Source organism: Actinomycetota bacterium (assembly GCA_030017835.1).
Lineage (GTDB): Bacteria > Actinomycetota > Aquicultoria > UBA3085 > Oleimmundimicrobiaceae > Yes70-04.
In genome coordinates, this window is record JASEGU010000038.1 from 1 (window position 1) to 5,786 (window position 5,786).

At 50.0% G+C, this 5,786-nt stretch carries 9 protein-coding genes; all 9 read left to right on the forward strand.

The window, feature by feature from the left end; translation table 11 throughout:
- Window positions 1-177 precede the first annotated feature (177 nt).
- The 9 genes from QMD53_06635 to QMD53_06675 all read left to right on the forward strand — a co-directional run bounded on the left by QMD53_06635 (window position 178) and on the right by QMD53_06675 (window position 5,578).
- Entirely contained in the window at window positions 178-450 is a 273-nt protein-coding gene (locus tag QMD53_06635) for a hypothetical protein (protein MDI6800320.1), read from the forward strand.
- Between the two features lie 349 nt (window positions 451-799).
- The gene (locus tag QMD53_06640; protein MDI6800321.1) at window positions 800-1,147 is read left to right on the forward strand and encodes a hypothetical protein; all 348 of its coding nucleotides are present in this window, start codon (window positions 800-802) and stop codon (window positions 1,145-1,147) included.
- A 320-nt stretch (window positions 1,148-1,467) separates the two neighbouring features.
- Complete coding sequence (locus QMD53_06645; GenBank protein ID MDI6800322.1) at window positions 1,468-2,178, forward strand: hypothetical protein; 711 nt, start codon at window positions 1,468-1,470, stop codon at window positions 2,176-2,178.
- Between the two features lie 291 nt (window positions 2,179-2,469).
- Window positions 2,470-2,892 carry a hypothetical protein gene (locus tag QMD53_06650; protein ID MDI6800323.1) on the forward strand — a complete coding sequence of 141 codons (423 nt, stop codon included), beginning with the start codon at window positions 2,470-2,472 and terminating at the stop codon, window positions 2,890-2,892.
- An 82-nt stretch (window positions 2,893-2,974) separates the two neighbouring features.
- Window positions 2,975-3,175, forward strand: a complete 201-nt coding sequence (locus QMD53_06655) for a helix-turn-helix domain-containing protein (protein MDI6800324.1) — start codon at window positions 2,975-2,977, stop codon at window positions 3,173-3,175.
- Between the two features lie 144 nt (window positions 3,176-3,319).
- Window positions 3,320-3,859, forward strand: coding sequence for an integrase core domain-containing protein (locus QMD53_06660; protein MDI6800325.1), 540 nt, complete (start codon window positions 3,320-3,322; stop codon window positions 3,857-3,859).
- Between the two features lie 3 nt (window positions 3,860-3,862).
- Window positions 3,863-4,408 carry a biotin transporter BioY gene (locus QMD53_06665; protein MDI6800326.1) on the forward strand — a complete coding sequence of 182 codons (546 nt, stop codon included), beginning with the start codon at window positions 3,863-3,865 and terminating at the stop codon, window positions 4,406-4,408.
- 399 nt (window positions 4,409-4,807) lie between these two features.
- Window positions 4,808-5,176: a hypothetical protein gene (locus tag QMD53_06670; GenBank protein ID MDI6800327.1), complete on the forward strand. Its 369-nt coding sequence runs from the start codon at window positions 4,808-4,810 to the stop codon at window positions 5,174-5,176.
- Between the two features lie 6 nt (window positions 5,177-5,182).
- Window positions 5,183-5,578 (forward strand): GNAT family N-acetyltransferase, encoded by a 396-nt coding sequence (locus QMD53_06675; GenBank protein MDI6800328.1) that lies wholly within the window; start codon window positions 5,183-5,185, stop codon window positions 5,576-5,578.
- Window positions 5,579-5,786 lie beyond the last annotated feature (208 nt).

Here is a 5,786-nt window from a genome sequence, read left to right on the forward strand (position 1 = left end):
TGACGCTTGCAATTTAAAAAGAAGAGACTGATTTTTGATGTCCCATCAGTCCATACTCTTAGCGAGGTTCTTCCTTTAACCCAATCACATCAAGCGGGACTTGATACTTTCTCATTTTCATCCCGGGCATCAGGATAGTCCGCCCGACCGAGCGGGGGATCGTCGAGCGGCTCGGCCATGTATAAGGGCTTTGCCGAGGCCGTCGAGACCAACGCCGACGGAGAGCGCCGGGCCAAGATAAAGGAGGCCGGAGGAGAAGGCCGCCGCACTGGAGAAAGCCAAGCAGGAATTCGAGCAATCTTGGGTGGGCATGGAAACGATGCTCCAACCCTACGCTCCATTCATCTGGGTGGGTCTGGCCTTTATGATGAGCGGAATACTCAATATCTTGCACAACTTTGTATCGTGGGTTCCATCGTTGGTGTTGAGTGGGATCTTCCCGCTACTTAGACGGCTGGGCATGGTCCGGGTTGTGACAGAGACGGGAGAGATCAAACGACTCATCCTCAGTTAGAGCGCTACATCGGGTGCGGCAATGCCGTATAACCCGCGCTTGCACCCGACGCCGCCTCCGCTGCGCTTCGGCGGCGCAGGTGAAGCGCGGGCCGTTAGGCGCGCAGCGGTAAGAGGGTTTGGTTGGAGGTGAGGGAGAATGAGCAAGAGCATAGTTAGAGTCGGTACTGGCAGAGCTTTGGTTTGGCCACAGGCTTGTGTTCTGTGCCTTGGCGCGGCTACGAAGGAAGACTCCCAGACCATTGAAGGCAAGCGTACTCCCTACTGTGACAACTGTCACGCCAAAGTGCAACGTCTCAGCGGCTGGAAGGATGGCACATTCATGGTCGCCGTGATCATCGGAGCAGTCGGAGCACTTCTTGCCCTGATCGGAAGTGGCGTTAGGGAAGGTTGGCTGGAACTCCTTAGAGTACAGACCTGGCTTTTGGCTGGGGGTGCAGGTATGATCATGGGGGGTATCGTCTACGCGGTCATCTGGTTGCTCCTTCTGCCGCTGCGCTTGATCTTTTGCTCCAAGTTGTCTAGGCCAGGCGTCAAGATGCGCAAGAGCAAGGAGCCGAGTGTGACGGTGCTGGAGTTTTCCAATCCAGAGTATGCGGAGCTGTTTCGGGAGGCGAATGGTCTAGTGCAATGATAGTGGAGGCCATCGGATGCACAGCCGAAAGCTCCTTGATCGTGTCTGATGCAAGCTCGTCTCCGTGCAATTGAGGAAGATCAGGCCGAGAGGGAGGCGCAGTCCACTGTCAGTGAAGGAGCGCGCCTAACCTCTCGCTGGAGCGGACGGGGCTATCACGGCGGCTTGCGAGGTTGGCTGGGCAAAGTTCTCGGTCTTCTCCCGTTGTACCCGCTACATGGGCTGCCCCGCTGCTCAGCTCGGTCTCGTTGGGCAGGCAGTCAAGAAATATCCGAAAGGAAAATCAACAATCCATTACTATTTCAAGAAAGGAGACAAAAATGGACGCAATTTGGCTTTGGATTCTGGGGGCAATTGGTGCTCTGGTTACCATTTATGCTCGCAGTGAGGACCCAGTTCCTCCATTTCGGGCTCTCTATGACTATTCAGAAGATGAAACTGAATTGAGTCGTGTGAGAGAGGAAATTAAGAATGCTAACCTCAAACGAAAAGAACTTTCCGACAAATACGAGTCAAAAGAATTGGATGATAACCAATTCGATAGGTTGACAAAGGAACTCGACGACCGCATTTCAGATCTAGAAGGTAGTCGCAAATCTTTGGATACAAAAATACGCAAAGCACAAATTGTTCACCGCGTCTTGGGTTTTATAGTCTACATCGTGCTGGGTGCTGTGTTTGCAGGTCTGCTCTCAGACCTCATTTCTGTTGAGGGGCTTGAAGGGCAAATCAGCAATATCGCCAAGCCAATTTTGATTGGCGCCACGTGGACAAGTTATCTTTCGGTACTTGGATTTCGAAATGAGGAGAAAAAGAAACAGGAAGCAGAAGAAAAAGCCGAAGCAGAAAGAGACACCGCAAAGGAAGAAATTACCAAATTGGCAGATACTGCAAAACGCGCCATCAGTGAATTGCAAGTAAGATCAAAAACTGACCAGTGGAGTGGCAATGAATTTGACAAGTACTTTGATGACTTCTTCTCCTCCGCAGAGAACGCAAAGAGCAAATTCTCGCAAGACCCATTTGGTTAGTCAAAGAATCTACTTGCGTGTTCTGAAGGATAAAAACGTAAAAAGTAGGAGAATGCCTGCCCAACACAGCGTGCAGCCGACAAGTGGGACTCTGCGCGATTTATATGCTTTTTTCTGGCTTCGAGTTTTTTCTGCTCCCAAGCAGAGTCCACGCCCGCCCTCACGCAGGTAACGCAAACCGTTAGCTGGTCATGAGAGAGGACTCGCGTGAAGATCTCAGAGCGTAGCGTGTCGGCCCTCGCGAAGATCGTTACGGGTGACTCGCAGATCTCGCCATACAAGAGTGGCCCGGTGCTCGTACGGCTGTTCAACGAGTTCGGAGCGAACGACGTCTACGGCCAAGGCTTTCCGTCGCGTTGGTGCTATGCCGAAGAGAAGATTCGATCGATCAACGGCACGGAGCACCTTCCGGCACTTATCCGGTCGATTCTGGACCCCCGAGAATGGTTGGAGTTCGAGAAGCCACCCGAAGAGGCGGTTGTCTACCTGAACGATTACCTGAAGTTCGATGGATTTGAGATCACGAGAGACGGTGAGTTCTTCGGCGTGGTCTTAATCTTTTTCATGCAGGCGGGATTCATGCTTGTCGAGACGGGTTTCTGTCGTTCCAAGAACGCAGCCCACATGGCCATGACCAACTTCGTCATATTTGCGGTCGGAACTCTCTCTTACTATGCCGTCGGCTTTGCCCTTCAATTTGGCGGGCTTGCCTAGGTTCAGACACATGGTGGACACCTCGATATAATATGGAGGAATAACAAAGGAGGTGTCCATAAAGGGGTCAACTGCTACTTCTTTGTCGGTCTATACAACCAGGCTTCCTCATCAGAAAAGGCTGGAAGGGATCGTCTTCCTTTCCAAAAAGGCAAAGATGAGGCTCAGGTGGATCGACTACCATTTGAAATGCGGTAATGCTAGAAAGACTTGCCGTTACTTCGGCATCAGTCAAACCACCTTCTACAAGTGGCAGGGGGCCGCTACAGGGCAAAGGGCTTAGCCGGACTAGAAGAACGCTCAAAGAGACCCAAGACGTTTCGCCGCTCGAATATACCATTGGAGCAAATCTTCTTGGTCGTCTCTTTGAGGAAGACCTATCCCGCTTGGAGCAAATACAAGCTGGCGGTCATCTTGGAAAGGGAGCATGGGATCAAGCTCTCTCCCTCCCCTACATCGCACGCCTACGCATCTGACCTTTCCGGGCAAGACTTTCTACCAGCTTACGGCCATCGATTCAAAGACCAGGATAAAGTTCATTCGAGCCCATGCCGGTTCCTCCTCAAAATCCTCAAAACTCTTCTTTGCGGATCTAAAGGCTTTTCTCCCCTTCCCCATTTTAAATGTTCAAACCGATAACGGAGCCGATTTCTTGAAGTGCTTCGATAAAGAACTTGAAAAAGAGGCTATCCCTCATTACTTCTCTGATCCCAACTGTCCCAAACAAAACTCGAGGGTGGAGAGGGCCATCCAGACCAGCGAAAACGAACTCTGGAACTTCAAAGAGGGCCATACCGTGGAAGAGCTGAATGGTCTAGCTGATGAGTGGAACCATATCTACAATCATGTAAGACTCCACCAATCGCTAAATTACTTGACGCCGATAAAATACTGTTACAGCAAAAGCTTGCGGGTGGAGCTGGCATATGTTAACCTTTTAAAAATTTTGGTTAACAAAAGGAGTTGAGCCATGAAGATAGAGACCAGATCCATGATCATGACAGCCTTATTTGCCGCGCTTACGGCCGTTGGCGCCCTAATAAGGGTGCCCCTCCCCTTCACCCCCGTTCCCCTAACCTTGCAAGTATTCTTCGTTCTTCTGGCCGGAGCGATCCTTGGAGCAAAATTTGGCGCTTTGAGCCAAATCATCTATGTTTTGCTTGGGGCGGTCGGCCTGCCCGTCTTTTCGGGAGGAAGTTCTGGTTTTGGGGTGATATTTGGGCCGACCGGAGGCTATCTCTTCGGATTCGTGCTGGCCGCCGCAGTCGTCGGTCTCTTAATGGAGGGGGGTGAGGGGCCAAACATCGCTTTAACCTTTCTCTTCTTTCTCATCGGCATCTTGGTCATATATGCGCTTGGGACGGCCTGGCTCGCTCTCATTACAAAAATGGGTTTAAAGAAGGCCATAATCGGAGGGGCTCTCCCCTTCATCCCCCTAGATCTAATCAAGGCGGCCGCGGCCAGCCTTATCTCGGTAAAGGTTAGGTCGGTTTTGAACTTAAACCGTAAGACTTAGGCGATCAAACCGGACTCACCAATTGGCGGTCATTTTGAGGGGCGAAAGAGAGGCTGTTGTCACGTCTCTCCTTTGTCCAATCTTTCAATTCGATAGGTATAGCCTTCATTCGCTTAGGCGTTTGGTTGCTCTTCAACTTGACAACGTCGGGAAACAATGAGATTATCCTGCTTATAACCAACGAAATATTATGGGTGCTGACTTTAAAAGGATTTCGTCAGAGCTCCGTCGAAATAATAAAAGTGGCGTATAATTATGTCAGCCAAGAGTCAGGGTTGGCTAGTCTTTAAAAATTCTATGAGTTGAAGGGAAGGGGGCGGCCTTAAGGAATTTAAGTTGTTTTCTGGCTTCACTCTGGTTTCATAAATTCTTTATCAATAATGTTACAAGGGAGGCAAAATGTCTTTAGAGGATCATCTTGCAAGTCTTAAGGATATTAAGGGCTATATGGCTTCGGGTATCATGAGTTTTACCGGAGAGATGCTGGCCAATGACTCTTCTGATGTCGCTTTCGATCTAGCCCTCGTTGGAGCAACCTTTAATGATATCTTCCGCTCCGCTCACGAAGCTTCCAGCAAAATTGGTCTCGACTATGCAAATGAGATGACCATCGAGACTCCAAAGGGTAATGTCATAATGTTATGCTCCGGCATCGATGCAAAAGTTCACTTCCACCTGATCGGAGTCGTCTCTCATGAGGGCAACGAGGCCCTGATGGATATGCAGATGAAGAGGTTGATCGAGCCGATATTGGCCGAGCTGGCTTGAATATCGATTGAAGATGATGAGCAGGGCGATCGACCTTCCACATCGTTCTGCCGTGAGGACGAACCAAAAGACGTAAATATCATCGGAGAGATGAAATACTTCCTCGGGGAGGGGAAGTATGCTCAATTTAAGTTTGCCGAATCGGGAACGGCTTTTTCAATCGACATAGTGCTGGTACCGACCGACTATCGCGGTCAAGGCATCGGAACCTTCCTTATCAAACACGTCTTATACCTGGCAGATGCCATGAAGAAGAGCGTCTTTCTCTCGGCTCGGCCCATAGGCAAGATGGGCGAGGATGAGCTAAATAGACTGATCGATTACTATACTAGGTTCGGGTTTGAGGTGGAGGATAGGGGACTTACCGTAGTCTACATGCACCGCAAAGCGCCCGAGCATTGAAGAGAGTTTCAGGGATGGCCCTTTTTTGAAGAGGTCGGGGCCATCCCTTCTTATTTTGCAGTATCGACCTTGAGCCAAACAGGAGCAAATCGCTCCCTTAAGCTCGCTTAGGGTCTTATTTTGACCCCTCTCATCTGTTATAATTATTTTTTAAGGTAATTCCTATACATCTGGTACTGGTTTGACCAATAGTTGTGCAATAAAGGCA